Consider the following 26,421-nt stretch of genomic DNA (forward strand, 5'->3'; position numbering starts at 1 on the left):
CGCTTACTTGAGCAGGCTCGTTACTTCGTGCTCCCTCCTCGTCGCACCGATCGCAGCTTCCCCCGCGAGGTCAAACGCTCCGCCCGCGGTAAGTACCCATCAAAAAAAACGCCAGTCAGGCTTAACTGACTGGCATTGCCCTTCGGGGCCCTTTTTTCCTGGTAAGGGCAAACAAGCAAGCGGACAAATTTCAAAGCGTAGAAATCCGCGTATTACTTGGCAGAAAGCGCGACGCCTTTTGATGCAACATCGACACAAGTGCTTGCAATTGGCCAGAATGATGAAATAGCCCTGTCGTATGTCCACACCTTGAATCAGGCCATCCCCCTACTCACGCCGCAAGCCGGCATCAGTACCACCCAGTTCCTGGTGGTGCTCGCGTTCACGATGATCGTGATGGTCGCGGGCCTGGCTGCGCTGGTACATCGCCGTGCCACGCGTGTGGGCAGCGGATGGCCCGTGCTGGGCTACCTGTCGGATCTGGTCCTGTCCACCGATCCCAAGCAGAACGTCTTGCTGTTGCGCTATCTGGTCGGATCGGCCAATGCGGTGGCCGGCGTGGCGGCCTTGAATTTCGGCGTGTCTGAAGGTGTGATCGCCGCAGACGGCAGTGGCTTGCTGACGGTCAGCGCCCTGACTTGCAATGCCGGGTTTTACGTGATCATGCGCAGCGGCCTGAACAAACGCTTTGCCGACCCGGCGATGGCGGGGCCGCAGATCATTTGCGCCGAACTGTTCCTGGCCTGGGGATACCAGTTGGGCGGCCCCGGCAGCTCCATCGCCTTGCTGCTGCTGTTCGTCTTCCTGATGTTCAGCATGTTCACGGCCAGCACCCGGACGCTGATCAAGGCCAGCGTGGTGGCCGCCATCGCATTCGGCGTTGCCATGCTGAACGTGGCGCACAGCAACCCGCAAGTGCCCTACATGGGCAAATTGCAGATGGTGTATTTCGGGGTGATGCTGTTCATGCTCGTGAGCGTGTGCCTGCTGGTGTCGCAACTCAACCGGATACGTGCCAGCTCAAGCCGACGCAAGAAGGAGTTGTCAGAAGCGCTGGCTCGCATTCAGGATCTGGCCACGCGCGACGAGCTCACGGGCCTGTTCAACCGCCGTCACATGCTGGAGTTGCTCAACACGGAAAAGCACCGCTGTATTCGCAGTGACCGCCGCTTCTGCATGGCCATGATCGACGTCGACCGCTTCAAGGCCGTCAACGACACACACGGCCACATGGTGGGCGACGAGGTACTGGCATCGGTTGCAAGGGTGATCAGCAGCGGCCTGCGCGAAACCGATGTGGTGGCACGCTGGGGCGGCGAGGAGTTCCTCATCATGTTCACCGACACCGACTGCCCCACAGCCGAGCTGGTGCTGTCGCGCATCCAGATGATGCTGTCAGCCAGCATGGTGAGCGAATCGGCTCCCAGCCTGCACGTGACCTTCTCGGCCGGGCTCACACACTACGAACCGGAAGAAATGCTGACCCGCACCATCGATCGCGCAGACCGTGGCCTCTATATGGCCAAGGCCGGTGGGCGCGACCGCGTGGTGCGACTGGAGCCCGGCCAGCCTGAAGAAAGCGTTGTCGCGCCGTCCACACCAGGCAAGCCAGCACCGCTGCAATCAGTCGCGCTCGAAAACCGCCATGCTTTCAACGTGGGCGGTATGGGGGAACATGTTCACCGCCCCGCCTGATACGCAGCGGTAGCCCGCCTGGTGCACCAGCAAGCCGGCGTCACGCGCCAGCGTGGACGGGCTGCAGCTCACGTAGACGATGCGCTTGGGTGGCACCCAGTCGGGCACCAGTGTCGGATCCTGATGCAGGTCGGCCATGGCCTTGGCCAGGGCAAACGCACCTTCACGCGGCGGATCGATCAACCACTTGTCGGCATGGCCATAGCTGGCCAGCTCCTGCGGCGTGATCTCGAACAGGTTGCGGGCCACGAAGCTGGTATTGGCATCCACGCCATTGACCTTGGCGTTCTCGCGTGAACGCGCCACCAGGGTTTCACTGCCTTCGATGCCGAGCACCTCACGGGCCTGGGTGGCCAGGGGCAAGGTGAAGTTGCCCAGCCCGCAGAACCAGTCGATCACACGCTCGTCGGGCTGCACATCCAGCAGGCGCAGCGCACGCCCCACCAGCACCTGGTTGATGGCATGGTTGACCTGCGTGAAGTCGGTGGGCTTGAACGGCATGGTGATGCCGAACTCGGGCAAGGTGTAGTCCAGAGAAGGCAGGCTCTCATCCAGCGGATGGACGGTGTCCGGCCCCTTGGGCTGCAGCCACCAGGAGATGGTGTGCCGGCCGCCATCATGTGCACTGTGCTCGGTGGCGAAATCACGCAGGCGCTGGGCATCGGCCGGGCTGAGCGCATTGAGATGGCGCAGCACCAGCACGGTGACCTTGGTACCCACGGCCACTTCGATCTGCGGCAGGCTCTCGCGCTGGTCCATGCCCATGATGAGCGCACGCAGCGGCATCAGCAAACGGCTCATGTGAGGTGGCAGGATCTCGCAGGTCTGCATGTCGGCCACGTAGCGCGACTTGCGCTCATGGAAGCCCACCAGCACGGTGCTCTTCTTGGCCACATAACGCACAGACAGACGAGCACGGTAACGGTAGCCCCAGGCCGGGCCCTCAATGGGGCGCAACAGCATGTCTGGCTTGACCTTGCCCAGGTGCCAGAGGTTGTCTTCGAGCACGCGCTGTTTGACAGCCACCTGGGCCGCGGCATGGAAATGCTGCATCTTGCAGCCGCCACACAGGCCGAAGTAAGTGCACTTGGGCTTGACGCGCTGCGAGCTTTCGCAACGCAGATCGGTCATCGTGCCCTGCTCCCAGTTGTTCTTCTTGCGAGAGATGTTGACGCGCACTTCCTCGCCGGGCAGCGCATCTTCAACGAACACGACCTTGCCATCGGCACGGTGGGCCACACCCTGGGCTTCAAGGTCCAGGGACTCGATCTTCAGCCACTGCAGGTGCGGCGGCACGGGCGGGGTTTCGGGGGCCACTGCATCGGCGACATGGGCGACATGGCCGATGGGGGCAGCAGAAACAGAAACGGGGGATGAATCACTCATCCCCCGATTGTCTCAGACCCGAGCGCCTCAACGGCTGGGCAACTGTTTGCCCGGGTCGATCGGCTTGCCACGTTTGCGGATCTCGAAATGCAACTGGACGCGATCGGCATCGGTGGAGCCCATCTCGGCGATCTTCTGGCCCTTGCGCACGCTCTGGTCTTCCTTGACCAGCAAGGTCTGGTTGTGGGCGTAAGCCGTCAGGTACTCGCCGTTGTGCTTGACGATGATGAGGTTGCCGTAGCCGCGCAGGCCGGAGCCGGCGTACACCACACTGCCATCCGCCGCCGCGTAGACAGGATCACCGGCCTTGCCGCCAATGGCCAGGCCCTTGCGCTTGCCTTCTTCGAAACCGCTGAGTGTCGGGCCATTGGCCGGCCAGTTCCAGGCTGGCTCGTCGGCATCCCTGGCGACAGAGGCATCCTTATCCTTGTCTTTGGCGGCATCCTTGCTCTCGGCCGCCGCACTGGCTGCCGCCGAGGCCGATGACGCGGCACCTGACGCACCACTGACCGCAGCCACCACAACACCTGACGCGGGCTTGCCTGTCACGTTGCCCTTGGCATCCACATTGCGACCCTCGATCTTCGGACTGCCAATGGGCTTGGTGCTCACGCCAGCAGTCGCCCCGGCACTGGCATCGGCGCCTGGTGGCACCACCCGCAACACCTGACCTTCTTCAATCAGGTTGGGGTTCTCCAGGTTGTTCCAGACAGCCAGATCACGCCAGCGCTGGCCGGCATCCAGCGAAATGCGGATCAGCGTGTCGCCCTTCTTGACAGTGTAGTAACCGGGTTTGCCTGCGTTTTCCGCGCCGGGCAGCACGCGCGGCGCCACAGGCGTGCCAGAGGCCGCACTGCCGGGTGTGCCCGCGCGGGAGCGATCTTCGACCGGGGCGTGATGGCTGGTGGAAGCGCAACCCGCCAGAAAGATCGTCAACGCGGCTGAGGCAGCGAACCTGTAAGTGAAATTCATGTGCATGGGGACATTCGGTCAGGGTGGCTCGCGACAGGCGACGCCAACCCGATTGCGTCATGTGGTGCCTGATTTTAGGGGGACGAACAACACCGCGCCGGCGCGGCTGTGCTGCAAACTGCCATCGGGCAGGCGATCCAGGATGGTCAGCACCTGCGTGCCACCGCGTGCCTCTTCCAGCGGGGCCACCAGACGGCCACCGGGCGCGAGCTGGTCGATCCAGGCCTGAGGCAGGGCGGCCCCGCCTGCGGCTGCGATGATGGTGTCATAAGGCGCCAAAGGTGCGTGCCCGATCATGCCATCACCATAGACCAGACGCACATCGGGCCATTCTGGCAAGTGCTGGCGCAAGGTATCCAGGTTGGCGCGCGCCTTCAGGTGCAGGTCGCGCAAGCGCTCGATGGACACCACACGACGCGAAAGGTGGCCCAGCAAGGCAGCCTGATAGCCACAGCCGCTGCCGATTTCCAGGCATTGACCCAGCGGTTTGTGCGTGACGGTGACCTCGGCTTGCACTTGCAGACCAGGCCGCACGCACAACAGTTGCATCATGGCCGCCACCACGGACGGTTTGGAGATGGTCTGCCCCAATCCAATCGGCAGGCTGGTGTCTTCGTAAGCCTGGTTGACCAGCGCCGTGTCGACAAATAGATGGCGAGGCACCCGCACGAAGGCATCCAGCACATGTTGGTGGCTGATGCCATCCAGCATCAGGCGCTCTACCATGCGACGACGCACGTGAATGGAGTCCATGCCCACACCTTGTGGTGTCGTGTGGCGACGGCGGTCCTGCTCGATTTGCTGGAGATGCGCCTGCGGGCGCAGTAATTCCCTGGCCCCGGTTTGCGCCACGGGTGCAGGCTTGGGGCCGGACGATTTGACCGTGGCCACCTGATCCAGCTGCAGCGGAAAGCGGCGGGGCTTGCGATCAGGTTGACCGGCGCTCATCGTTGGTTCACCCATCCCTGCCAGGCTGGCAGACGCTGGTGATCCGTCATATCGACCTGCAGGGGCGTGATGGAGACCTGCCCATGGCGCAGGGCGTGGAAATCGGTGCCTTCACCGTCTTCCTTGGCCTCACCGGCCGGGCCGATCCAGTAAAACATGTCGCCGCGCGGGTTGGCCTGCGCCACGGCGGGGAAACTGGCGTGGCGCCGGCCCAGACGCGTGATCGTCCAGGGGGCTTGCTCGGCATCGGCCGACGCCGGGATATTGACGTTGAGCAGCCAGGGCCGTGCCGCCGGCGCCTGAGCCAGCACGTGCTCGACCACCTTGCGGGCGATGCGGGCGGCCACGTCCAGGTGCTGCCACCCCTTGTCGGTCAGGGAAAAGGCGATCGCGGGAATGCCGAACAGGTAACCCTCGGTCGCTGCCGCCACGGTGCCGGAGTACAAGGTGTCGTCACCCATGTTGGCGCCGTTGTTGATACCCGACAGTACGAGGTCTGGCTTGGGGATCAGACCGGAGGTCAGCGCCAGGTGCACGCAATCAGAAGGCGTCCCGCTGACATAGCGGAAGCCATTGCTGGCGGTGTGCAGACTCAAGGGCTGATGCAGGCTCAGCGCGTTGGAAGTGCCGCTGGCATTGCGCTCCGGCGCAAAAACATCAATGTGACCCAAGCCCTCACAGGCTGCGACCAGGGCGGCAATGCCCGGCGCGAGGTAGCCATCGTCGTTGGCAATCAGAATTCGCATGAACCGGATTGTAGAAGCGCAACGGCCGGAATGGTCAAACCGTTTAACCGGGGGGCCTTGACGTGACGGCAGGCGTTCTGAACCTGATAATCTCCGCCTGACCGTCCGAAAGGATGGGCCCACCCGGTCTTTGCCTGGCTGGGTAGACAATTGCAACACCCCGCCAGGCCAGGACGACGGCTTCGGGAGGAGCACCATGGCCGTCAAGGTATTGATTCTCGAAGACAACCCGGTCGCCCGGGGCTTTCTGTGCCGCGTGGTGCGAGAAAGCTTCAGCGACGTGAGCAGCATCACTGAAGCCGGTGATCTGGACGCAGCACGTCGTTTGCTGGGGCATTCGGCTGGTGGCAGAGCCGCGCCAACGGACGATCCCTACCAACTGATTCTGGTTGACCTGGAGTTGCCCGACGGCAGTGGCCTGGAGTTGCTGACCGAACTGGCCAGCTACCCCGCCACGCGCATCGTCACGACGCTGTACTCTGACGATGACCACCTGTTCCCGGCGCTGCAATGCGGCGCAGACGGCTACCTCCTCAAGGAAGACCGCTTCGAGGTGCTGGTGGAAGAGTTGCAAAAGATCGTGCGCGGCCAGCCGCCGCTGTCTCCAGCCATTGCGCGGCGCCTGCTGACGCACTTCCGCTCTGGCGACGGCCATGGCCCGGGCCAGGCCCAGGCGCCGCAGGCCGCAGCGCCAGCGGTTGCAGCGGCTGCGCCTGCCGCACTGGATCACGAACGCCTCACGCCCAGAGAAAGCGAAGTGCTCACTTATCTGAGCAAGGGCTTCACGATCAAGGAAATCGCCTCCCTGATGGGCATCAAGTGGTTCACCGTCAACGACCACATCAAGTCCATCTACAAGAAGCTCAATGTGTCCAGCCGCGCTGAAGCCGCCGTGCTGGCGAGCAAGCAAGGGCTGGTGTGATCACCAGCGAGGCCTGACCTGCTCGGCCCCGCAGCACACCGACCATGAGCACCCCCGCCCCCGGCAAACTGCAGGCAGAACGACGCACAGGCTGGCCCAGCCTGGATGAAATCCTGCAAGGCTCGCACGAACTGCCTCGCTGGATAGGCTGGCGCCTGCGCGCGCTGGTGACCACCATCCTGATGGGCTGCGCCCTGCTCTTCCTGGTGGCGCACTGGCTCTCCACCCAGCCTCGCCTGCCTTTCAACCTGCGCGCCACCCCTGAGGGACTGATCAAGATCCAGGGCGCGGATTACCCGCCGCTGGTGCACCTGGAAGGCCGCATCCTGGATGGGCTGAGGCTGGACCACCCCGTCGACACGGGTGTGCAGACGCTGTATGCCCCCCTCGATCTGTTGATGCTGCAGCGCTCGGCACGGTGGATCATCGACCCCGAACTGCGCAACCGCTACGTCCTGCTGCATCAAGGCATGAACGACCTGATGGCACAGGCCGGCACGGGCAGCATCACCGTCAACGTTGATTTGCTGCACGCGCCCGATGAGCCCGTGCTGATCTCGCCAACAGGCTGGTCCGGCCTGAGCCCCTTGTTCTGGCTGCTGGGCCTGTTGGCGCTCGCGGTATTCGGTGTCGGCGCAGTGGTCCTGCTGGCGGGGCCGCATTGGCGCAACATGGCATTTGCGGCGTTGGCCATGAGTCAGGCCGGTCAGTTGCTCTTCATCGCCATCGAGAACAACCTCGATGTGTTTGCGCCAATGTGGTTTGTGCATCTGGACGCCCAGTTGCGCCTGGTGTTTGACCTGGTCGGCACCGCTGCACTGGTCCAGATTGCCGTGCTGCATCCGCAGCGGATGGCCGGCTGGGGCTGGTATGCCGCGATGGGCTGGCTGTCTGCCCTGGGCCTCTGGCTGGGCACCAATCAGCTGGATTCCACCTTCAACTGGTGGGTGGTACAGACGGGCTGCATTGGCCTGTCGATCGCCACGGCCAGCTTGATGACGGCGTCTTTCCACATCGCACCGCATCCGTTCACCCTGGTGATGCGTCGGCTGGTCATTGTGGCCTTGTTGACCTGGGGCCTGTTGTCATTGGCCATCTGGCGCGGCGGCGTACGTGCCGACATGCAACTCAACATCACGAACTTCGGGGTGATGACCTGGCAGGTGTTTGCGGCCATGGCGGTGCTGCTGTCGCCGTACCTGTCGCGTTCGCGGCCCATCCTGCAGGAGTTCTCGCTGCTGGCGGCCTCCAGCACGATCGCAGCATCGCTGGATCTGCTCTTCGTGGCCGTGTTCTCGCTGGGTCAATTCACGTCAATGACCCTGTCGCTGTTCTTCTCGTTCGGCCTGTACCTGATCATCCGCCGTTGGGTCATGACCCGACTGCCCGGCCGGGATTCGCTCACCATGGAGCGCCTGTTCCAGCGGCTCTACCGTATCGCCCGTGAGGTGGAGCGCCAGCCCGACACACTCGATGCATCGCTGATGCGACTGATGCGCGAACTGTTCGACCCGCTCGAAGTGACCCTGGTACCCGGTGAGATAGCTTACACGGCCTTGCGCGGCAATGGCTCAGTGCTGATCGTGCCGATCCCCCTGGTGGGTGGCAGGCTGTCTGCGGTTCGGCATGTGCTGGTGCTCAAGCATTCGCACAAGGGGCAACGCCTGTTCACGTCGGAAGACGCCCGTCTGGCCGAACGCGTAATGGAACAGCTGTACCGCGCATTGAGCTTTGACCAGGCGGTGGAGCAAGGGCGCAGCGAAGAGCGCCTGCGCATTGCCCAGGACCTGCACGATGACATCGGTGCCCGCCTGCTGACGCTGATGTACCAGGCACCGAATCCCGAGATCGAGGAATACATCCGCCACACGATCCAGGATCTGAAGACGCTGACGCGCGGGCTGGCTGCGCAGTCTCACCTGTTGAGCGAGGCCGCCGGCGAATGGAAGCGCGACCTGAGCCAGCGCCTCGCCGCCGCTCGCTGCGAGCTGGACTGGCACATGTTTCAGGATGCGGACATCACCCTGACCATGGTGCAGTGGTCGGCTCTCACCCGCATCATGCGCGAACTGGTCAGCAATGCGATCAGCCACGCCAAGGCCAAAAAAGTGCAGGTCAAGTTGCGTCTGGAAAACGACCGCTTGACCTTGTCCGTTGAAGATGATGGGATGGGCCGCGAGCCCGCCACCTGGTCACATGGTCTGGGCCTGGGTGGCGTGCGCAAGCGCGTCAAGCAATTGGGCGGCAGCGTGCGCTGGCTGGAAGTGGATCCCAAGGGCATCCGCTGTGAGGTGGTGATCGACTACTTCTCAGGCTCCGCCGGCTCGACTGGCACGGGCGCCAGCACACATCAAAGCGCCACGCACCCCGGCCCGGACAGTCAGTTTTCCCACTGAGGCGTGTTGCGCAGGACCTCGTCCAGCGTCGTCACCCCTTCGGCCACCTTCATGACGCCCGACAAGCGCAGCGGGCGCAGGCCATCGCGGGCGGCCGTCTTGCGGATGCGGGCCATGTCCACGTCCGGGTGCATGCCGCCACGAATAGCCTCTGACACCGACAACAACTCATACAGGCCCACGCGCCCCTTGAAGCCCGTCATGCGGCAATCCAAGCAGCCCACCGGCTTGTAGGCATTGACCTTGCCGTTCATGCGCCAGGGCTTGATGGCCTCGGCCAGGGTGGCAGGGTCCAGTTGATCATCCGGCTGCTTGCAGGCGGGACACAAGGTGCGCACCAGACGTTGGGCCAGCACGCCGATCACGGTCGAGCTGATCAGGTAGGAGGGCACACCCAGGTCGGTCAGGCGGGTGATGGCCGATGCGGCGTCATTCGTGTGCAGGGTCGAGAACACGAGGTGGCCGGTCAGCGAGGCCTGGATGGCCATCTCGGCGGTTTCCAGGTCACGGATTTCGCCCACCATGATGATGTCGGGGTCCTGGCGCATCAGGGCGCGCAGGCCCTCTGCAAAGCCCAGGTCGATGGCTGACTGCACCTGCGTCTGGTTGAACGAGGCTTCGATCATTTCGATCGGATCCTCGATGGTGCAGACGTTGACCTCGTCGGTGGCCACGCGCTTGAGCGTGGAGTACAGCGTCGTGGTCTTGCCGGAACCCGTGGGGCCCGTGACCAGGATGATGCCGTGCGGGCGGGACACGAGTTGCTCCCAGATCTGCGTCTCGGAGGGCGCAAAGCCCAGGGCCTCGAATGACTTGACCGTGTTGTCCGGATCGAAGATGCGCATCACCAGCTTTTCACCAAAGGCGGTGGGCATGGTGGACAGGCGCATTTCAACCTCATCGCCGCCTGGGTTGCGCGTCTTGATGCGGCCGTCCAGCGGACGCCGGCGCTCGACCACATCCATGCGGCCAAGCAGCTTGATGCGCGCCGTCATGGCCTGCATCACCGACAGCGGTACCTGGTAGACCGTGTGCAGCACGCCGTCGATGCGAAAACGGATGGCGCCCATCTCACGGCGCGGCTCCAGGTGGATGTCCGATGAACGTTGGTCAAAGGCGTATTGCCACAACCAGTCGACCACCTGGATGATGCCCTGGTCATTGGCATCGAGCTGGCGGTTGGTCTTGCCCAGCTCCACCAGTTGCTCGAAGTTGTGGGCCACGCTGTCGCCCGTCTTTTTGTTGGCGTCGCGAACGGACTTGGCCAGCGTGTAGAACTCGGTGCGGTAGCGCTGCAGGTCCAGCGGGCTGGAAACAACCAGCTTGATGGTCTTCTTGGTGTGCGCCAGGATCTCGTCGATCCAGCCCACGTCCAGTGGCTCGCAGGTGGCGATGGTGATGTCGTTGAGGCCGAACTGCACGGGCAAGGCCTTGCGGCGCTCGGCATAGTTGATCGACATCACCTCGGCCACACGGGCCACGTCCACCTTGAGCGGGTCGATGCGCAGATAGGGCATGCCAATGTGCCCCGCCAGCCATTCGGTGAGCGCCTCCAGCTCCAGCGCGATGCCGGTGTCGGCGCGCTTGAGACCCAGACCTGCCAGGCGCACCAGGGGGTGCTGGGCGCTGTCACCCGCGCCGAAGCGCTGCGCCACGGATTCGGCGTCTTTCAGCGTCAGCACCTTGTCCTCGGTCAGCCAGGTCAGCAGCATGCGCCATTCGAGCGGGCCCTTGTGGGTCACGGGGCGCTTGGGGTGCGGCTTATTGGCACCGGAATAGGCCCCGGAATGGGCGCCCGGTGACGAGGCGTGTGCAGCGGTCATGTCTTCTTGCGTAGGGCGGCGGGCGTGAAGGTCGACAAAAGCTTGACCCATTTTCGCGCCGGAAGCGACCATCTGGTCTGTAAAGTTTCGGCACGTTGTGCCAGCACTTCACGCTCAGGCATGTCAAAACCCTTCCAGGCCAGCACGATGGTGTTGCCTTCCGTGGTGGGTTTGAGCATGGCCACGCGGCCTTCGCCAAAGGCGGCGCTGATGCGCGCGGCACTGCGCTCGAAGCTGGCATCGCGGCCAAACAGGTTGACGCTCATCACGCCGCCGTCGTCCAGCACACGCCAGCAAGCACGGTAGAAATCTTCGTCGTCCAGCACGGGGCTGGCGGCGTCGTGGTCGTACAGGTCCACGCACAGGGCATCGGCGCTGGCGATGTGGCTGTCCTGGTTCACGTACTTTTCGGCGTCTCCCAGGATCACTTCCAGACGCTCGTCGTCTTCGGGCAGGTGGAACCAATTGCGGCACGCAGCGATGACCTGCGGGTTGATCTCGACGACCTTGGTGGGCAGGCGCAGCACGCTGTGGCAGTACTTGGTGATGGCAGCCGCACCCAGGCCCAGTTGCAGGCAACGGGTGTCGGCCAGATCGGCCGGCTCACGCAGGAGCATCCAGGCCATCATGCGCTGGATGTAGTCCAGCTCCAGCTTCTGCGGCTGGCGGATGCGCATGGCACCCTGGATCCACGGCGTTTCCAGGTGCAGGTATCTCAGGCCACCTTCTTCTGAAATGGTGGCGTCGGGCAGGGTCGGGGCTTTGCTTCTTTTCACGGGCGCCAGTGTGTCACAAGCCCTTCCCTGTTCCGGCGATCCCGTGTTTTGGGGGAGGGGTCGCCCTGATGTCGTTGATGGCTCAACAATGTTCTACTACACAACAATATTCCCGAAACACCGACCACCATCCAGCGAGACGCGCATGCAACTGACCGCATCGACCTTCGGCCCACTCTTCAGCTTGCTGGCCATGCTGGGCTTCTCCACACCGTCACAGTCGGCATCGGCCCCGCCGGTGGTGCAGACCAGCCAAGGTGCAGTCAGTGGCAAGTTCGTCAACGGCGTGCGTGCCTACCTGGGCGTGCCCTATGCCGCAGCGCCCGTGGGCGACTTGCGCTGGCAATCGCCGCAGCCCGCGCCTTCCTGGACGGGCACGCGCGATGGCACCGCGTTTGGCAGCCGCTGCCCGCAACCCAAGAGCGCCATTTCGGCCGAGTCCACCAACGAGGATTGCCTCTTCCTCAATGTGCATGTGCCCGATGACATCGGCGCGGCCAGGCTGCCCGTGATGGTGTGGATCCACGGCGGCGCCTTCATGCTGGGTGCAGCCTCCGACTACGACATGAGCACACTGGCCAGGAAGGGCCGTGCCATCGTGGTGTCCATCAACTACCGCCTGGGCGCCTTTGGCTTCTTCCGTCAGATCGAACTGGGCGCGCAAGGTGCGCCAAGCAACTTTGGCTTGCAGGACCAACAAGCCGCCCTGCGCTGGGTGCGCTCGCAGATCAACCGCTTCGGCGGCGACCCTTCGCGCGTGACCATCTTTGGTGAATCGGCCGGTGGTGCCAGCGTGTGCATGCATCTGGTCTCGCCCACATCACTTGGCTTGTTCACCGGGGCGATCTCACAAAGCGGCCCTTGCAAGCTGCTGAGCGACACGACAACAGCCTCGCTGGAAGCACAAGGCAATGCACTGGGGGCCACCGCGGGCTGCCCGACCGGCCCTGGTCAGCTGGCTTGCCTGCGCCAGAAATCGGCGGCGGATGTGCTGAGCGCTTCTGGCGTGACAGGCAGCATGCTCAAGGCCGGTGTGCGCTGGGCCCCCGTGCAGGACGGCATCACCCTGACGGGCAATCCGGCTCAGCAGGTGCAGGATGGCCAGTTCGCCCGCGTGCCCGTCATCTTTGGCTCCAACCACGATGAAGGCCGATTCTTCGTGGCCACCGAATACCACTTGAGCAACCTGCTGCCGCTCAGCAGCAGCCAGTACACCGAAGCCATCAACAGGACTGCCAATGGTGACGCGGCCTTTGCGCAGCAACTGGCCAGCACCTACACCAGCCAGGCCTATGGCACGCGCGACAAGGCCTATGGTGCACTGATCACCGACCAACTGTTCGCCTGCAATGTGATGCGAGATGTGGAAGCCCTGTCACGCTATGTGCCGACCTACCAGTACGAGTTCACCGAGGCCAAGACGCCCGGCATCATCGACCCCTACATGGCCATGGGCGCTTTCCACGGTGCCGAGCTGCGATACATCTTCCAGGCCAAACTGCCCGGCCCCACGCTGAACCTGTCGCTGAACACGGCGCAGCAGCAACTGGCCGATCAGATGGTGCGCTACTGGGGCCAGTTTGCGGCCAACGGCAACCCCAATGCCGCCGCGTCGCCGCTGTGGCCCAGCTTCACGGCGGGCAAGGCCTCTTCGCTGGCACTCACCAGCCTGGGCATCACGGCCTTTGATGCCAACAGCTTCAGGGCCGATCACCAATGCGCCTTGTGGGCACAGCGCTGAGTTGATACAGGCGCGAAAGCTGGCACCGGAGGCTGTGGCACAGTCCTGCGCATGACATCGTCGCCCTCGCCCAGACTCCATGGCCTGGCTCCTGTTGTGGGCGAAGGTGCCCGGTTGCTGGTGCTGGGCAGTTTCCCCAGCGTGGCATCCCTGCAGTCCCAGCAGTACTACGCCCACCCGCGCAACCACTTCTGGCCCATCCTCTCGGCCTTGTGGGGCCTGAAGGGCCCTCAAGCGCTACAGGCCCTGCCCTATGCCGCGCGATTGCCGATCGCCCGCGCCCATGGCCTGGCCATCTGGGACGTGTACGCCGGTTGTGAGCGCCAGGGCAGCCTGGACAGCGCCATCCAGAACGCCGAACTCAATGACCTGGCGGGGCTGATCCAGCGCGTGCCCACCCTGCAGGCCATTGCCCACAACGGCGGCGAATCGGCCCGGCACATGAAGATCACGACCGCCTTGGGGCTGCCCGTGTTCAAGCTGCCCTCAACCAGCCCGGCCAATGCCTCGTGGTCTTTCGAGCGCAAGCTGGCTGCCTGGCGTGAGGTTTTCGAGCGAGTCGGACTGGCCTGACACAGGCCGTCCACACCCATTTGCCGATTGGCGCGATCAGTCAATTCATGACACCGAAGGTCAAGCTGTTCTGGCTTGAAAACGGAAGAATAAGCGCCGTGATGCAGTCACGCTGAAGCCCTGTCTGAAAGGGATTTCTCAGGCGTTTGATCGGTTTGATCCGTCCAAGAACTGGCCATGTGAATCGGGCAATAAATCCCCCGATGGCGCCAGCCTGCGCGACTGTTTCTCACCCATTTTGATTTGGCATTTGAAGAGCGAGAAACACATGCGACGCTGGAACGGCTGGGGCGACGAGAACAACCACTTCCCCCTCAGAGAGGCCGGCCTGGGCTATATCCGCAGCCTGATTGGAGAGGGCCGTTTGCTGCAGGACGCCACACTGCAGGCCGTACTGGCCAGCGTGCCGCCCAGCCGCCTGCCCGATCACCCGCTGGTATCCAAAGACCCCGAGAAACGCGTTCGCCACGCACGCGGCCAAAGCTTGCCAGACTGGTATGCCATGCGCTCCGGTCAATTCGGCCACTTCCCGGATGGCGTGGCTGAACCCACCGACTCCGAGCAGGTCGCCACCCTGCTGAAATGGGCGCAGGCCCATGGTGTTCAGGTGATTCCTTATGGCGGTGGCACGTCCGTTGCCGGCCACATCACGCCCCCTGCCAGCGTCCAACCCATTCTGACGATCTCGATGGGACGCATGGACAAGCTGATCTCGCTGGACGAGACCAGCCAGATCGCCCGCTTCGGCGCGGGCACACCTGGCCCCGAACTGGAGCGCCAGCTGGCCCAGCGCGGTTATGTGCTGGGCCACTTCCCTCAATCCTTCGAGCTGTCCACCGTGGGTGGCTGGGTGGCCAGTCGATCGTCGGGCCAGCAGTCGATCCGATATGGGCGCATCGAGCAACTGTTTGCGGGCGGCCGCATCGAAACACTCAAAGGCACGCTGGCCATCCCCACCATCCCGGCTTCGTCGGCAGGCCCCGATCTGCGCGAGATCTTCATGGGCACGGAAGGCCGCATGGGCATCATCACCGAGGTGGATGTGCGTGTGCAGCGCCTGCCGGAGCACGAGTCCTTCCACGTTGCCTTTGCGCCCACCTGGAACGCCGCCATGGGCATCGTGCGCGAGGTGGTGCAAGCCAAGGTGCCTGTGTCCATGCTGCGACTGTCCAACCCGGAGGAGACGCGCACGCACCTGCTGCTGGGCGCCGATGCCTGGCAGGCCAGCTTGCTCAACCGCTATGCGGCCTTACGCGGCTGCCCGGACGGCAAATGCATGATCACCTTCGGCACCACAGGCAGCCAGCGCCAGGCGCGGTTCGTACTCGGTGAAGTCAAGCGCTTCGTGCGACAAGGCCGAGGCTTTTATGGCGGCACCTTCATGGGCAAGAAGTGGGCGCACTCACGCTTTCGCTCGCCCTATCTGCGCCACGGCTTCTGGGAGCACGGCTACTCGGTGGACACGCTGGAAACCAGCGTGAACTGGTCGCAAGTGAGCCAGGCCATGCAGCGCATCGAATCGGTCATCCGCGAACATGCTGGCGATGGCGAGAAAGCCCATGTGTTCAGCCACCTGTCGCACATGTACACGCAGGGCTCCAGCATCTACACGACCTATTTTTTCCGCAACTCGGCCGACTACGACACCACGCTGCAGCGCTGGCAGGCCATGAAGCGCGCGGCCTCCACCGCCATCACCGAACTGGGCGGCACGATCAGCCACCAGCACGGTGTAGGCCGTGACCACGCGCCCTGGTTGCATGTGGAAAAGGGCCCACTGGGCATGGCGGCCATCGGCCAGGTGATCCGCTATTTCGACGAAGCCCAGGTGCTCAACCAAGGCTGTCTGGGTGACTTCCATGGCTGATCTGCTTCAACGCCCATCGCTGGCTGAACTGTCCGCCGTCGAGCCATGGGATGCGGTGATCATCGGTGGTGGCATCACGGGTGCGGGCATCGCCCTGGAGGCGGCTCGCCGCAAGCTCAAGGTCCTGGTGCTCGAACAGCGCGACTTCTCGTGGGGCACGTCCAGCCGCTCTTCGAAGATGGTGCACGGCGGCCTGCGCTACATCGCCCAAGGCGACGTGAAGCTGACGCGCCATGCCTTGCAGGAACGCGAGCGGATGCTGGTCGAGCTGCCCGACCTGGTCGTGCGCATGCCCTATATCTTCCCGATTCGCCAAGGCAAGTTCCCGGGGCGCTGGGCCATGACAGCCGTGCTCAAGCTGTACGACGCACTGGCCGGCATACGCGACCACCGCTGGATGAACCGCGATGCCGTGCTCAAGGCCTATCCCGCCTTGAAGGCCGACGGGCTCCAAGGCGCCATGCGCTACACCGATGCCCTGACCGACGACAGCCGGCTGGTGATCCGCGTGCTGCAAGAGGCCACGCTGGAAGGTGCCGTGGCCCGCAACTACACGGAAGTGCTGAGCGTGCAGCCACATGCGTCGGGATCTACCCTGCGCTTGCGCGATGCCGACACGGGCGAGGCGCACGAGATCCGCGCGCGCCGTGTGTTCAATGCCACCGGTCTGTGGGCCGATCGTCTGTCCGGCACGCCGCCGGTCGTGCGTCCTCAGCGCGGCACACACCTGTTCGTCGCCACCGAGCGCCTGCCCGTTCAGGATTGCCTGACGATCATGCACCCCGATGATGGGCGCCCGGTTTTCGTCTTCCCGTGGAAGGACCAGACCTGCATCGGCACCACCGATCTGGATCACCGCGACGACTTCAACACCGAGCCGCATTGCAGCAGCGCCGAGATCGACTACCTGCTCAAGGTCGCCAACAGCGAGATGCCGCAACTGCAACTGAGCCGCCGCGACATCCTGTCGACCATGGCCGGGGTGCGCCCCATCATCGCCTCGGGCAAGGGCCGCGATCCATCCAAGGAGCGGCGTGATCACCTGGTGTGGCAATCAGGCGGTGTGATCTCCGTCTCAGGCGGCAAGCTGACCACTTTCAGGCAGATTGCACTGGATGCCCTCAAGGCAGCAGGCGTGATCGATGCTGCCTCGCACAAGCGCGCCCACCAGGACCGCCAGCGACGCTGTTTCACACACCAGGTCGCTGCACCCCATGGCCTGAACAACCCGCTGGGTGGCATGGCTCGGGGGGCCGCACTCACCGAGCAGGTCGCCTGGATCCTGCGCCACGAGATGGTTCAGCACCTGGACGACCTGATGCTGCGCAGGCTGCGCGCGGGCGTGCTGCTGGCGGATGCCGGCGCGTCTCAGTTGCCGCTGATCAAGACGTTGTGCGAGAGCCATCTGGGATGGGATGAAGCGCGTTGGCAGGCCGAATGCCAGCGTTATCAACACGTGATCAACAGCAGCTACCGACTGGGGTGATGGATGGCCTCGTCTCAAGACCTCTTCCTGGCGCTGGACCAGGGCACACAGAGCGTGCGCGCGATGCTGTTCGATCTGGACGGCCAGGTTGTGGCCAAGTCACAGCAGCACATCACGCCGTATTTCTCGAAACACCCCAACTGGGCTGAACAGAACGGTGACTACTTCTGGCACCACCTGAGCCTGGCCTGCCTGAAGTTGTGGGAACAGTATCCGCAGTTGCGTGCACGGGTTGCAGCGGTCGCCCTCACCTGCCAGCGCGCCTCGATGATCTGCCTGGACGAGGAGATGAAGCCCCTGCGGCCCGCCACCATCTGGCTGGATTCACGTCGCACGGACAACTACCCTCGCCTGCCCTGGTGGCTGCGCGCCGGTGTGCGTGCGGTCGGTCAGCAGCACATGATGTACCAGTTGCAGTCAAAAGCGGAGTGCAACTGGCTGGCCGCGGACTTCCCCGAAGTCTGGGCGAGGACCCGGCACTTCGTACAGGTGTCGGCCTACCTGAGCTACAAGCTCACGGATCAGTTGCGCGACGCCGTGCCTTCTCAGGTCGGCTACGTGCCCTTCGACCACGAACACCAGCGCTGGGCCGACGACGGCGACATCAAATGGAAGGCCCTGCGCGTCAGGCGCGATCAACTGCCCCCGCTGGTTCAGGCCTCCGAGCCCTTGGGCGTGATCTCTCGCCGCGCCTCGCACGAGACCGGCATCCCCGAAGGCCTGACCCTGTATGCCGCCGGCGCAGACAAGGCCTGTGAGGTACTGGCCTGCGGCGGCATCAGCCCGGATGTAGGCTGCATCAGCTATGGCACCACGGCCACGATCAACACGGGCAATGCGCGCTGTGTGCCGCCCATGCCCTTCCTGCCGGCCTACCCGGCCGCCATGCCGCGGGCCTACAACTCCGAGATCATCGTGCAGCGTGGCTACTGGATGGTGAACTGGTTCAAGCGCGAGTTCGCAGCCAAGGAGGTGCAACAGGCCGAGGAGCGCGGCGTAGCGCCAGAAATCCTGTTTGACGACCTGCTGGATGAATCACCGCCTGGCGCCATGGGCCTGGTGCTGCAGCCCTTCTGGAACCCGGGCGTGAAGTTTCCTGGCCCCGAGGCCAAGGGGGCGGTGATCGGCTTTGGCGATGTGCACACGCGCGCCCACCTGTACCGCGCCATCATCGAAGGCCTGGCCTACGCGCTGCGCCACGGCAAGGAGCAACTGGCGCATCGCAACCGCGTACCGATCCACAGCCTGCGTGTAGCTGGCGGTGGCTCGCAAAGCGACCGCATCATGCAGATCACGGCCAATGTGTTCGGCATCCGCACCGAGCGCATCCACACCTATGAGGCTTCAGGCTTGGGGGCGGCCATCAACGCGGCGGTCGGGGCCGGCTATTTCAAGGATCACGCAGCAGCAGTCAAGGCCATGTCGCATCAAGGGCAAGTGTTCCAGCCTCAGGCGGAACATGCGCACACCTATGATCGACTGTACCGCGAGGTCTACAACCGCATGTATGACCGGCTCTCGCCGCTGTACCGCTCCATCCGCCACATCACGCACTACCCCAAGTACTGAGCCGGCGCAGACGCGCTAAGCTTGAGGCATGAGCCCGATCCGACACTACCTTGAACCACGCATGCTGTGGCCCATCCTGTTGATGGGCCTGGCGGCATGGGGCTTCATGGAAATCGCAGGCGAGGTACTGGAAGGCGATGCGCGCACGGTGGATGTGTGGATCCTGCACCTGTTGCGAACGGGTGATCAGGGGCTGAGGCCCATCGGCCCGCTGTGGCTGCAGGAAGCCATTCGGGATCTGACCGCACTGGGCAGCCCCGTCGTGCTGGTGCTCACGGTAGGTGCCGTCTGGGGTTACATGGTCATGGCCGGGCAGCGTGCCATGTCATGGCTGGCCCTGGGATCCTCCTGTGGCGGTTTGCTGATGGCCTTCGCACTCAAATCGGTGTTTTCACGCGCGCGACCAGATGCCGTCTTTCATGCCACCGTGGCATCGGGCTACAGCTTTCCCAGCGGGCACGCCATGATGTCCGCCATCGTGTACCTGACGCTGGCCGCCTTGCTGGCCCGGCTCGTGCCGCGTGCGCGGCTGCGTTGGTACGTGATGGGCACGGCCGCCGCCCTCACGGGTCTGGTCGGCCTGTCACGCGTCTATCTGGGCGTGCACTGGGCGTCTGACGTGGCAGCCGGTTGGGCCGCGGGTGCCGCCTGGGCCTTGCTGTGCTGGCTGCTGGCACAACGTCTCAAACTGGGCCAGGAGAGCAAAGCATGAAGGGCCATGGCTTCATCGACAGGCTGGGCTTCGCCTGGGCCGGTTTGCGCGCGGCGTGGCGCATGGAGAAAAGCGTGCGCACCCATGCCCTGGCCACCATCTGCGTACTGGCGTTGCTGCTGATCGTCCGGGCTCCCGCCATCTGGTGGGCGATCATGGCCTTGGCCATTGCGTTAGTGATTGCAACAGAGTTGCTTAACTCCGCGATCGAGGCCCTGGCAGATCACCTGCATCCACAGCGACATGAAGCCATCAAACTGACCAAGGATGTGGCCGCCGGTGCGGTGTTGATAGCCAGCTTGCTGGCACTCGTCGTCGCAGGCGCCTTCTTCGCGGACCAGATCTGGCCACAGCTGTCAGGCTTCCTCACGCTACGACCCCCTGCCTGACAGTTGCTCGACGCTCGGCATCGACCCTGCACAGGGCTGCATCCAGCCTCAACAACACCCCGTCTACATTCAATGGTTTGGGCCAGAAGTCTGCAAAGCCCTGGGCCATGGCACGTGCGTGCGGTTCCCCGGAGACGTCTGCCGACATGGCAATGCACAACAGCTCCTGCCCGTGAGGCATGGTGCGAATGTGATGCAAAACATCGACGCCACTCATGTCCGGCAGGTTGATGTCCACCAGCACCAGATCAGGCCAGATGTGCTGCATGCGAGCCAGTGCGGACTCGCCGTCTTCCGCGATCAACAGCTTGATGGACGGGCGCAAATCAAAAATGGCGCGAAGCAAAGCGGCGTTCAGGGGGTTGTCCTCCACGCACAGCACCGTGGTCTGGTTCAAGTCCGGATTGTGACGGGCTGGCGTCTGATCGACGGAAGGCGCCAGCACCGCGACCGTGCTGGCAGCCTGCCCCATCAAGGGCAGACACATCGTGACCGTGGTGCCGACGCCCTCCGTGCTGTCCAGCGAGATCTCGCCACCCATGGCCTCCATCAATCGCCTTGAGATCACCAGGCCCAGCCCTGTGCCTTCAATGCCCTCTCGGTCTGCGCCCAGGCGATTGAAGGGCTCGAACAGGTCCTTCATCTGATCTGCACGCAGCCCCCGCCCGGTATCGGCAACGCGCACGATCAGACGCCCAGGCTGCGTGTCTACCAATGAGGCATGCACCGTGACCTGCCCCCCCACACGGTTGTACTTCACCGCATTGGACAGGACGTTGATCAACACCTGCTTGATGCGACGCTCATCTCCCAGTACCTGGCGCCGATCCACCTTGAGCGTGTCGACACTGACGGTCACCCCCATGGCTTCGGCTTGCGGCATGATCATGGGCAGGCTCTGCGTGATTAGCTCGCAGATGCGCACCGGCTCGATCTTCAGACCCGCATCACCTGATTCGATGCGGGTCAGATCAAGGATGTCATTGATCATTTCCAGCAGATGCTGCCCCGCCCTCAGGATGTACTCGACATGCAGGCGCTGCCCGGCTGCCATGCGTGCATTGGCATCGTGCAGCAGCAATTGTGCAAAGCCGATGACGGCGTTCAGGGGCGTGCGCAGCTCATGACTCACCCTGGAGAGGAACTGGCTCTTGACCTGACTTGCATGCACGATGGCCTGTTGCTCCAGCAAGGCGGCTTCGGCCATCTTGCGCTCGGTGATGTCACGCGAGAGCATGATGAAGCGGGTATCCAGCCCATGCACGCTACCCTTGCGAGATACCGACAACTCGAACCACCTCACGCCATGTGGCAAGCTCAACTGGAGCTGGGCCCCTGAGGACGTGCCATTTTCAAGCGCATCCTCCAGCGCGGCGATGACCACACCGGCCTCCGCTGCCGGCAGCACATCGTGCACGGTCTGGCCGATCAGGTATTGCGCCGGGCGAATCAGCGTGTCGAGCCGGGATGAGTGCACAGCATGGTAGCGACCGTGCAGGTCCAGCTCCAGCATCACGTCAGGAACCGCGTCCAGCGTAGCCCGCAACTGATCGCCCATTCGTGCCATTTCGCGATAAGGCTCTTCGATCACCACGACGAACACGGCGCGATACAGGAACAGATAGGAAACCACCTTGTAGATATGCCCGGCCACGTTGAAGAAATCCGACGTGGTCGCATACAAGGTGAACAGGCACTCGCTCAACGCCATGACGCACACTGCGCCGAACAATGCGGCGGCATTGAAGCTCACGGGGCGGCGCATTTGCAGCCAGAAACTGCAGGCCGCCGCCACATTCATGGCGATGATGAGGTATTCGGCCCCGATCTTGAACGGCGTCAAACCTGAGCCTGGTATGTAAGTCTGAGGCACCCAATCCGCATGGAACAAGCAAACCCAATAGGTAGCGCCCACCAGTACCAGGACGGCCGCCAGCCAGCCGTAGCGACTGCCACTGGATGCAGCCTTCTCTGGCGGCAGGAGCGCCACCGTAAGCAAGGCAGACGCCGCCAGCAGGCGCGCCACCAGCCAGAAATTGATCGCTTTCTGAGGGCTGCTGGCGGTGACAAAATGCGGCATACCTGCGTATGACAGTGCATGCGCAAAATCGAGCATGGCCACACCCAGGAACGCACAAGCGAGGATCAAGGCATGCCTCGGCAGGTTGCGACTGTAGGCATTCCAGCCCGAGGCAAATACCAGCACGGCAATCACCACCGACACCATCTCCAGCATGGTGTGGATCGGCACGTAATCCTCGAACTTCTGAAAGCCCGCCCAGAACGGCACGGTCCAGATCAACGCCAGGCCCATGGTCATGACAGCGACCAGGATCAAGGCTCGACGCATGGCAAGCCGATGGCTGTGATGCAACATCACACCGCTCCTTCGTGTTTGTGTCTTGACGTCAGGGCACCTGGACCACACACCACTACAACAACAGGAAGAACAACCGCAACAACGGTGTGCCGAGACGGATTCAGATCATTGTGTCATGAGCGCATGCGCAGCACCAGATTTGTGCACGCACGCCGAATCCTCGTGAAAACCACAATGGACCTGCGTCCCGTCAAGCGATCAAGGCAGCAAGCCTTGGTAGGGCCCGCAACGCGTTGGCAGTGGTTTGTGCTTGAACCTGAGCCAGGCTCCAGCCGCGCAAGTCGGCCAGCGACTGCGCAATGCGAGGCAGCTCGGCCGGCTCGTTGCGGCTGCGCGCGCCCTCAGCCCTGGCCTGTGCTGTCTGATAAAGCCAATGTGGCGGGATGTCCGGCGCATCTGTTTCAAGCACGATGGCGTCGTCTGGCAGGCTGGCTGCCAGCCGCCGGATCTGCAAAGCGCGATCGAAGGTCATGGCACCGCCAAAGCCCAGTTTGAAGCCCAATGCCAGAAAGGCCAGCGCCTGTTGCTCGCTGCCGTTGAATGCATGGGCAATGCCCCCGGCTACCGGGCGTCCGGCATCCCGCAGTCGCCTGAGGTGCTTGAGCAGGCCGTCGGCACTGCGACGCACATGCAGGATCACGGGGAGCCCTGCCGCCACAGCCAGCTCCAGTTGAGCCGCGTACATGCGCTCTTGCAAGGCCTTGCCGGCCTCGTCCTGCAACTCAGGTACGAAATGGTCCAGGCCGATTTCCCCCACGGCCACCAGACGCGGGTCGTCCCGCCAGGCTTTCAAGGCCGAGGCCAGAGCTTGAAGGGCCGCTTCTTCAGGCTCCTGGCGTACATACAACGGGTGGATGCCCAGGGCATAGGCACCATGGCATTGCAGCGCTGCGTCACGGCTGGTGTGGAAGGTGGCCGAAGACACGGCCGGCACCACCATGAGCCCCACACCGGAAGCCAGGGCACGCGAGATCACATCTGCCCGATCGGCATCGAACTCCGGCGCATCCAGATGACAGTGCGTGTCCAGCCACATGCCCTGCCTCCCAGAAGTGAATCAGTCAGCGAAACGCCCGTTGACGAGGCGATGACGCTGCGCACAGCGCTCGGCCAGGACCGAATCATGGGTCACCATGATCACGGCCGTCCCTTGATCGGCGGCCAGTTGCAGCATCAAGTCAAACACGATGTTGGCGGTGTTGCGGTCCAGGTTGCCGGTGGGTTCGTCGGCCAGGATGCAGGCCGGCTGCGTGACCAGCGCTCGCGCCACCGCAACGCGCTGGCGCTCACCGCCAGACAACTCGGACGGGCGGTGCTCGACACGGTTGAGCAAACCAACACGGTCCAGCCAGCCACGGGCCTGCTCGCGCGCCTGCTCCTGCGGCATGCGGCGAATCAGCAAGGGCATGGCCACGTTGTCCAGCGCGGTGAACTCGGGCAGAAGGTGGTGAAACTGGTAGATGAAGCCCAGATGCTGATTGCGCCAGGCACCTTGCTGAGCCGGGTTCATGGCACTGAGGTCCTGTCCCATCAAGCGCACACGGCCACTGGTGGGGGAATCCAGCCCGCCCAGCAAGTGCAGCATGGTGCTCTTGCCGGAGCCCGAAGCCCCCACGATGGCCACCGTTTCGCCGCGCGTCACGCGCAGGTCCACGCCTTGCAGGATGCTCACATCCAGCGGGCCTTCATGGAACCGCTTCACCAGCCCTTGGGCTTCCAGAATCAATGCGTCAGTCATGCCAATCAGATGTTGAGCAACCACACAAGGACATTCTTGGCAATGAAACCCAACATGCCAAAACCCAGCACGATGAACAACATGAAGGTGCCAAACCTGCCAGCCTTGGACTCACGTGCCAGCTGCAAGATGATGAAGAACATGTAAAGGATGAAGCCACCCACGCCGAAGGTCAGCCCCAGTTGAGCAATCTGCTCCTCATTCATGCCAAACATATCAAACCGCTTCCCCGCCTGTCTCGCGGACCACCAGATCGCGGTACGCATGCCAGGTGGCATGGCCCAGAACAGGTATCACCAGAATCAAACCAAACATCATGGTGCACAGCCCCAGCAGGCTCAACGACATCACGATCGCGGCCCAGGTGCTCATGCAGATCGGGTTGGCCATCACGGCACGCCAACTGGTCAGCACGGCGCGCGGCACGCTCACCTTGCGGTCGACCAACAAAGGGATGGCCACGACGCTGGAGGCGAAAACCGGCGCGGCCATCACGCCACCGACCAGCAACCAGATCTCGAAAAATCCAGGATTGGGCGCCATCACCACGCGCAGCAGGAAGTCGGTCGGCGTCGTGACGGCCGGCTTGACACCCAGGGTGATCAGCGCAGCTGAAGTCATGACCCAGCCGGTGCCCAGCGCCGTCAACAAGATGCCGAACTTGACCAGGCGCCGATCCATGGACGACCACACGGCCCACACGGCCTCAAAGCCGGCAGACTCGCCCCGCAACAAGGCACGGCTGACCGCATACAAGCCGGTGGACAGAATCGGCGCCACCATCAGGAAGCCCGACATGGCGCCGGCCAGAATCCAGAAACGGTCCCAGGCCAGCATCAGCATCAGGCCGCCAAAGGCCCCCATGAGCACACCGTGGGTCAGGCCCACCAGTGGGGCGTCCATGAAGTCACTCCAGCCTCTAGCCAGCCAGATGAAGGTGCGCAAGGAATGCACCTTGCGAACACGCAGCGGACGGTCTTGAGCAGGCAGGATGTCACTCATATCGCAAGGCCTCGGCAGGTTGAACACGGCTGGCGCGCCAGCTGGGGTACAGCGTGGCAGCCAGGGACAGAACCAGTGAGATCAAACCAATGGGGATGATGTCGCCCCATTGCGGGTCGGAGGGCATCTTGGAGATCAGGTAGATGCTGCCAGGCAGGAAGCTCACGCCCAGCAGATGCTCGATGGCCGGCACGATGACATCCAGGTTGAAGGCCACCAGCAGGCCCAGGCCCAGGCCGCCCAGCGTACCCAGCACGCCCGACATGGCGCCTTGCACCATGAAGATCCCCATGATCGAACGCGGGCTCGCACCCAGGGTGCGCAGGATGGCGATGTCAGCGCGCTTGTCGGTCACGGTCATCACCAGGGTGGACACGAGGTTGAAAGCCGCCACAGCCACGATCAGCGTCAGGATGATGAACATCATGCGCTTTTCCACCTGCACCGCATCGAACCAGGCCCGGTTGGTGTGCGTCCAGTCACGCACGATCACATCGGATCCCAGCGATTCCGCCAGTTCGTTGCCCACGCGCCGCGCCAGTTGCGCATCCTTGAGCTTGAGCTGCACCCCCGTCACGCCACCTGTGCGAAACAGCTTGGCGGCGTCATCCGCATGCATCAGCACCAGGCTGCTGTCGTATTCGTAGTGGCCGGCATTGAACACACCCACCACCGTGACTTGCTTGAGCCGGGGTACGACACCGGCTGGCGTCATCTGGCCGCTGGGCGCTACCACCGTGAGTGGATCACCTTCGCGGATGCCCAGACTGCGCGCCATTTCGACGCCAACCACCACCCCCCAGCCACCCGGAGTCAGGCGAGCAAAGGTGTCCTTCATGGCTGCGGCCAAGGGGGTCACGGCCACTTCTTCGGAGGGCACGATGCCGCGAACCAGGGCGCCCCGCATGTCGTCACCCCGCGCGATCAGGGCTTGCGCGGGAATGAAAGGCGCCGCGCCGATCACGGCGGGGTTGCGGCGGGCCTGCTCGGCCAGCACGTGCCAGTCGGCCAGGGCGCCACCTCGGGCGTCGTACAACTCGATGTGGGCGACCACGGACAGCATGCGGTCGCGCACTTCCTTCTGGAAGCCGTTCATCACCGACAGCACGATGATCAAGGCGGCCACACCCAGCGTAATGCCAAGCACGGACACCCCGGAAATGAAAGAAATGAAGCCGTTGCGACGTGTCGTGCGGCTGGCGCGGGTGTAACGCCACCCGATTCGCCACTCAAAAGGCAGATTCATGATGTGAGGAGTGTACCCACTTGATAATCACGCCCTGAACCTGAATACGTCTGC

At 63.5% G+C, this 26,421-nt stretch carries 22 protein-coding genes; 10 read left to right on the forward strand and 12 right to left on the reverse strand.

What is annotated here, in order from left to right; translation table 11 throughout:
- Nucleotides 1-309: 309 nt before the first annotated feature.
- Nucleotides 310-1,695 carry a diguanylate cyclase gene (locus HY836_RS02210; RefSeq protein ID WP_290673145.1) on the forward strand — a complete coding sequence of 462 codons (1,386 nt, stop codon included), beginning with the start codon at nucleotides 310-312 and terminating at the stop codon, nucleotides 1,693-1,695.
- Here the strand turns inward: HY836_RS02210 and rlmD are convergent.
- Genes rlmD through surE form a run of 4 tightly spaced genes read right to left on the reverse strand, consistent with a single transcriptional unit; the run spans nucleotide 1,624 to nucleotide 5,747 of the window.
- Nucleotides 1,624-3,081: a 23S rRNA (uracil(1939)-C(5))-methyltransferase RlmD gene (gene rlmD / locus HY836_RS02215; RefSeq protein WP_290673147.1), complete on the reverse strand. Its 1,458-nt coding sequence runs from the start codon at nucleotides 3,079-3,081 to the stop codon at nucleotides 1,624-1,626. The genes HY836_RS02210 and rlmD overlap by 72 nt on opposite strands.
- Nucleotides 3,082-3,108: 27 nt before the next feature.
- Entirely contained in the window at nucleotides 3,109-4,059 is a 951-nt protein-coding gene (locus HY836_RS02220) for a peptidoglycan DD-metalloendopeptidase family protein (protein ID WP_290673149.1), read from the reverse strand.
- Nucleotides 4,060-4,110: 51 nt separating this feature from the next.
- Nucleotides 4,111-5,001: a protein-L-isoaspartate O-methyltransferase gene (pcm, locus tag HY836_RS02225; protein ID WP_290673151.1), complete on the reverse strand. Its 891-nt coding sequence runs from the start codon at nucleotides 4,999-5,001 to the stop codon at nucleotides 4,111-4,113.
- A complete protein-coding gene (surE, locus tag HY836_RS02230) occupies nucleotides 4,998-5,747 on the reverse strand; it encodes a 5'/3'-nucleotidase SurE (protein WP_290673153.1) in 750 nt (249 codons plus the stop codon). The genes pcm and surE overlap by 4 nt, the downstream gene beginning before the upstream one ends.
- Before the next feature lie 196 nt (nucleotides 5,748-5,943).
- Here surE and HY836_RS02235 point away from each other — a divergent pair, with 196 nt between their 5' ends.
- Entirely contained in the window at nucleotides 5,944-6,669 is a 726-nt protein-coding gene (locus HY836_RS02235; RefSeq protein WP_290673155.1) for a response regulator transcription factor, read from the forward strand.
- Between the two features lie 44 nt (nucleotides 6,670-6,713).
- Entirely contained in the window at nucleotides 6,714-9,065 is a 2,352-nt protein-coding gene (locus HY836_RS02240) for an ATP-binding protein (protein WP_290673158.1), read from the forward strand.
- Here HY836_RS02240 and HY836_RS02245 read toward each other — a convergent pair.
- Entirely contained in the window at nucleotides 9,050-10,777 is a 1,728-nt protein-coding gene (locus HY836_RS02245; RefSeq protein ID WP_290673335.1) for a GspE/PulE family protein, read from the reverse strand. The two genes, HY836_RS02240 and HY836_RS02245, sit on opposite strands and share 16 nt — an antisense overlap.
- Nucleotides 10,778-10,884: 107 nt before the next feature.
- Complete coding sequence (locus HY836_RS02250; protein WP_290673160.1) at nucleotides 10,885-11,664, reverse strand: spermidine synthase; 780 nt, start codon at nucleotides 11,662-11,664, stop codon at nucleotides 10,885-10,887.
- A 145-nt stretch (nucleotides 11,665-11,809) separates the two neighbouring features.
- Here HY836_RS02250 and HY836_RS02255 point away from each other — a divergent pair, with 145 nt between their 5' ends.
- From HY836_RS02255 to HY836_RS02285, 7 genes are all read left to right on the forward strand, one after another.
- On the forward strand, nucleotides 11,810-13,405 hold the full coding sequence (locus HY836_RS02255) for a carboxylesterase family protein (RefSeq protein WP_290673161.1): 1,596 nt from the start codon (nucleotides 11,810-11,812) through the stop codon (nucleotides 13,403-13,405).
- A 51-nt stretch (nucleotides 13,406-13,456) separates the two neighbouring features.
- The gene (locus tag HY836_RS02260) at nucleotides 13,457-13,978 is read left to right on the forward strand and encodes a DNA-deoxyinosine glycosylase (RefSeq protein WP_290673162.1); all 522 of its coding nucleotides are present in this window, start codon (nucleotides 13,457-13,459) and stop codon (nucleotides 13,976-13,978) included.
- A gap of 268 nt (nucleotides 13,979-14,246) precedes the next feature.
- Complete coding sequence (locus tag HY836_RS02265) at nucleotides 14,247-15,845, forward strand: FAD-binding oxidoreductase (RefSeq protein WP_290673163.1); 1,599 nt, start codon at nucleotides 14,247-14,249, stop codon at nucleotides 15,843-15,845.
- The gene (locus tag HY836_RS02270; RefSeq protein ID WP_290673164.1) at nucleotides 15,838-17,331 is read left to right on the forward strand and encodes a glycerol-3-phosphate dehydrogenase/oxidase; all 1,494 of its coding nucleotides are present in this window, start codon (nucleotides 15,838-15,840) and stop codon (nucleotides 17,329-17,331) included. Before HY836_RS02265 ends, HY836_RS02270 begins: the two co-directional genes overlap by 8 nt.
- Before the next feature lie 3 nt (nucleotides 17,332-17,334).
- Complete coding sequence (locus HY836_RS02275) at nucleotides 17,335-18,900, forward strand: FGGY-family carbohydrate kinase (RefSeq protein WP_290673165.1); 1,566 nt, start codon at nucleotides 17,335-17,337, stop codon at nucleotides 18,898-18,900.
- Between the two features lie 28 nt (nucleotides 18,901-18,928).
- Nucleotides 18,929-19,612, forward strand: a complete 684-nt coding sequence (locus tag HY836_RS02280) for a phosphatase PAP2 family protein (RefSeq protein ID WP_290673166.1) — start codon at nucleotides 18,929-18,931, stop codon at nucleotides 19,610-19,612.
- Nucleotides 19,609-20,001, forward strand: coding sequence for a diacylglycerol kinase (locus tag HY836_RS02285; protein WP_290673167.1), 393 nt, complete (start codon nucleotides 19,609-19,611; stop codon nucleotides 19,999-20,001). The genes HY836_RS02280 and HY836_RS02285 overlap by 4 nt, the downstream gene beginning before the upstream one ends.
- Here HY836_RS02285 and HY836_RS02290 read toward each other — a convergent pair.
- From HY836_RS02290 to HY836_RS02315, 6 genes are all read right to left on the reverse strand, one after another.
- Nucleotides 19,979-22,378 carry an MASE3 domain-containing protein gene (locus HY836_RS02290; protein ID WP_290673168.1) on the reverse strand — a complete coding sequence of 800 codons (2,400 nt, stop codon included), beginning with the start codon at nucleotides 22,376-22,378 and terminating at the stop codon, nucleotides 19,979-19,981. The genes HY836_RS02285 and HY836_RS02290 overlap by 23 nt on opposite strands.
- A 193-nt stretch (nucleotides 22,379-22,571) precedes the next feature.
- On the reverse strand, nucleotides 22,572-23,417 hold the full coding sequence (locus HY836_RS02295) for a TatD family hydrolase (protein WP_290673170.1): 846 nt from the start codon (nucleotides 23,415-23,417) through the stop codon (nucleotides 22,572-22,574).
- Between the two features lie 21 nt (nucleotides 23,418-23,438).
- Nucleotides 23,439-24,119, reverse strand: coding sequence for a lipoprotein-releasing ABC transporter ATP-binding protein LolD (lolD, locus tag HY836_RS02300; protein WP_290673172.1), 681 nt, complete (start codon nucleotides 24,117-24,119; stop codon nucleotides 23,439-23,441).
- 5 nt (nucleotides 24,120-24,124) lie between these two features.
- Entirely contained in the window at nucleotides 24,125-24,334 is a 210-nt protein-coding gene (locus tag HY836_RS02305; protein ID WP_290673174.1) for a DUF2788 domain-containing protein, read from the reverse strand.
- A gap of 1 nt (nucleotide 24,335) precedes the next feature.
- Nucleotides 24,336-25,121, reverse strand: coding sequence for a DUF2189 domain-containing protein (locus tag HY836_RS02310; RefSeq protein WP_290673176.1), 786 nt, complete (start codon nucleotides 25,119-25,121; stop codon nucleotides 24,336-24,338).
- Nucleotides 25,114-26,367 carry a lipoprotein-releasing ABC transporter permease subunit gene (locus HY836_RS02315; protein WP_290673178.1) on the reverse strand — a complete coding sequence of 418 codons (1,254 nt, stop codon included), beginning with the start codon at nucleotides 26,365-26,367 and terminating at the stop codon, nucleotides 25,114-25,116. The genes HY836_RS02310 and HY836_RS02315 overlap by 8 nt, the downstream gene beginning before the upstream one ends.
- Nucleotides 26,368-26,421: the final 54 nt, after the last annotated feature.

It is taken from the genome of Aquabacterium sp., from assembly GCF_016234775.1.
Lineage (GTDB): Bacteria > Pseudomonadota > Gammaproteobacteria > Burkholderiales > Burkholderiaceae_C > Aquabacterium.

What these genes read in the sequence shown, in the direction of transcription:
- rlmD (WP_290673147.1), bottom strand. Translation starts at nt 3,081, where the DNA reads ATGAGTGATTCATCCCCCGTTTCTGTTTCTGCTGCCCCCATCGGCCAT.
- HY836_RS02220 (WP_290673149.1), bottom strand. Translation starts at nt 4,059, where the DNA reads ATGCACATGAATTTCACTTACAGGTTCGCTGCCTCAGCCGCGTTGACG.
- pcm (WP_290673151.1), bottom strand. Translation starts at nt 5,001, where the DNA reads ATGAGCGCCGGTCAACCTGATCGCAAGCCCCGCCGCTTTCCGCTGCAG.
- surE (WP_290673153.1), bottom strand. Translation starts at nt 5,747, where the DNA reads ATGCGAATTCTGATTGCCAACGACGATGGCTACCTCGCGCCGGGCATT.
- HY836_RS02235 (WP_290673155.1), top strand. Translation starts at nt 5,944, where the DNA reads ATGGCCGTCAAGGTATTGATTCTCGAAGACAACCCGGTCGCCCGGGGC.
- HY836_RS02240 (WP_290673158.1), top strand. Translation starts at nt 6,714, where the DNA reads ATGAGCACCCCCGCCCCCGGCAAACTGCAGGCAGAACGACGCACAGGC.
- HY836_RS02245 (WP_290673335.1), bottom strand. Translation starts at nt 10,777, where the DNA reads ATGCTGCTGACCTGGCTGACCGAGGACAAGGTGCTGACGCTGAAAGAC.
- HY836_RS02255 (WP_290673161.1), top strand. Translation starts at nt 11,810, where the DNA reads ATGCAACTGACCGCATCGACCTTCGGCCCACTCTTCAGCTTGCTGGCC.
- HY836_RS02260 (WP_290673162.1), top strand. Translation starts at nt 13,457, where the DNA reads ATGACATCGTCGCCCTCGCCCAGACTCCATGGCCTGGCTCCTGTTGTG.
- HY836_RS02265 (WP_290673163.1), top strand. Translation starts at nt 14,247, where the DNA reads ATGCGACGCTGGAACGGCTGGGGCGACGAGAACAACCACTTCCCCCTC.
- HY836_RS02270 (WP_290673164.1), top strand. Translation starts at nt 15,838, where the DNA reads ATGGCTGATCTGCTTCAACGCCCATCGCTGGCTGAACTGTCCGCCGTC.
- HY836_RS02275 (WP_290673165.1), top strand. Translation starts at nt 17,335, where the DNA reads ATGGCCTCGTCTCAAGACCTCTTCCTGGCGCTGGACCAGGGCACACAG.
- HY836_RS02280 (WP_290673166.1), top strand. Translation starts at nt 18,929, where the DNA reads ATGAGCCCGATCCGACACTACCTTGAACCACGCATGCTGTGGCCCATC.
- HY836_RS02285 (WP_290673167.1), top strand. Translation starts at nt 19,609, where the DNA reads ATGAAGGGCCATGGCTTCATCGACAGGCTGGGCTTCGCCTGGGCCGGT.
- HY836_RS02290 (WP_290673168.1), bottom strand. Translation starts at nt 22,378, where the DNA reads ATGTTGCATCACAGCCATCGGCTTGCCATGCGTCGAGCCTTGATCCTG.
- HY836_RS02295 (WP_290673170.1), bottom strand. Translation starts at nt 23,417, where the DNA reads ATGTGGCTGGACACGCACTGTCATCTGGATGCGCCGGAGTTCGATGCC.
- lolD (WP_290673172.1), bottom strand. Translation starts at nt 24,119, where the DNA reads ATGACTGACGCATTGATTCTGGAAGCCCAAGGGCTGGTGAAGCGGTTC.
- HY836_RS02305 (WP_290673174.1), bottom strand. Translation starts at nt 24,334, where the DNA reads ATGTTTGGCATGAATGAGGAGCAGATTGCTCAACTGGGGCTGACCTTC.
- HY836_RS02310 (WP_290673176.1), bottom strand. Translation starts at nt 25,121, where the DNA reads ATGAGTGACATCCTGCCTGCTCAAGACCGTCCGCTGCGTGTTCGCAAG.
- HY836_RS02315 (WP_290673178.1), bottom strand. Translation starts at nt 26,367, where the DNA reads ATGAATCTGCCTTTTGAGTGGCGAATCGGGTGGCGTTACACCCGCGCC.